At 45.1% G+C, this 1159-nt stretch carries 1 pseudogene; it reads right to left on the bottom strand.

Going from position 1 to position 1159, the window contains the following annotated elements:
* Positions 1 to 3 precede the first annotated feature (3 nt).
* Positions 4 to 1145 (bottom strand): annotated as a pseudogene (locus tag AACW06_RS19635) (ISL3 family transposase); the annotation flags it as partial.
* Positions 1146 to 1159: the final 14 nt, after the last annotated feature.

Genomic DNA, 1159 nt, shown 5'->3' with positions numbered 1-1159 from the left:
GGTTCATCGCGGCTTTCCGGGGAAAGCCGCTTTTATCTTCAAGAAGAAGTAGTCTGTATCTCGATACCCATAACCCATTCGCTTGATTAGCTTTATCTTGTTGTTCATCCCTTCCAGTGTGCAGGTGTTTAGCGGATAACTTGCCGATGCGATAATACCGTGAAGATAAGGACTCAGTTTTCGTGCGAACTCTTTCAATGGCTTAATTCCACTCTCTTGTACTTGTGCCCACCACGCCTCCCAGAGCCCTTTAGCATGGACTTCTGATTCACAATACCAAAGCTCTTTGAGTTGTGCTCCGAGTATATAAGTGGTCATTAAGTCCTTATTGATACTCAATATTTCTGTAAGATAGCTGTCTTGCCGTGGATTTAAGTTGCCTCTATTTTTCAACAATACCCAGCGTGAGCGCTTGACCCATTGCCTCGCTTTTTTATCTTGCTTGAGTTTGTTGGCTTGGTCGACTCTGACTCTATCCATCACCTCACGACCGAACTTAGCAACAACATGGAATAAGTCGTAAACGATTTTTGCGTTCGGGCAGTGCGCTTGAACTTCAAGGTCAAAAGCCGTATTCATGTCCATCGCGACCGCTTCGATATTCTTGCCATGCTTGCCTAACAGCTCGAAGAACGGCCGTATGTCCTTACGGCTACGGCCTAACCCTATCCATATGACTTGGTGAGTCTTAGCGTCAGCAATGACAGTGGCATACCGATGCCCTTTAAAGATAGCGAACTCATCCATCACAAGTTGCTTTAGCTCACCCCATTTCACTGCCGGTACCACTTGTCGAAGTCGGCGTTTATCTATTTCTTTAATGGTGTGCCAATGAACGCCCGTAATCTGGGATATATGCTTAATGGGAAGCAGGGGTAACAGTTGTTCTATATAGCTTTTTAGGCGCTTCGTTATGCGAGCATAAGGCTCTAACCAAGAGATGGATTCTGTTTTTATACCGCAGTCACGACACTTAATCCTTCGAGTTTGAACGGAAAGTTCAACAGGCACACCGAGTAACATGGCTTCTTTTACATGACGCCATTGATACTCATGGATAGCCTCGGCCTCAAGACCACAAAGGCATTTGGCCTCAGAGTTAGGTTTAAGAGTCAGGGTAATAAGTGATGCTGTCTGGTGAGACTTTACTATTTTAAAG

It is taken from the genome of Vibrio sp. S12_S33 (assembly GCF_963889785.1).
GTDB lineage: Bacteria > Pseudomonadota > Gammaproteobacteria > Enterobacterales > Vibrionaceae > Vibrio > Vibrio aestuarianus.
The sequence above is the reverse complement of the archived record's forward strand: the minus strand, read 5'-3'. Positions and strand labels throughout refer to the sequence as shown.